Genomic DNA, 230 nt, shown 5'->3' with positions numbered 1-230 from the left:
GGCGGATGGCCGCTGTCGTTTCGAAGCCGACCATTTCCGGCATCTGAAGGTCCATAAACACCATATCGTAGGGGCCGGACCGGACTGCCTGCAGCGCTACCGCGCCGTTCTCCGCAAAGTCCGCTTCGTATCCGAGTTATAAGGGCAGGGTAATCAGGAGTAGGCGGATTACGGGGTTGCCGCCCGTCACGAGCTGTTTCATCCGACCGGACCTGGGTGGTGGATGGATA

At 60.0% G+C, this 230-nt stretch carries 1 pseudogene; it reads right to left on the bottom strand.

Going from position 1 to position 230, the window contains the following annotated elements:
- A pseudogene (locus tag KVT34_RS32290) lies at positions 1-121 on the bottom strand (response regulator); the annotation flags it as partial.
- Between the last annotated feature and the right edge of the window lie 109 nt (positions 122-230).

It is taken from the genome of Paenibacillus sp. GbtcB18, from assembly GCF_019091125.1.
Lineage (GTDB): Bacteria > Bacillota > Bacilli > Paenibacillales > NBRC-103111 > Paenibacillus_F > Paenibacillus_F chitinolyticus.
Note: the sequence above shows the minus strand (reverse complement) of the source record. Positions and strands in the feature narration are given on the sequence as shown.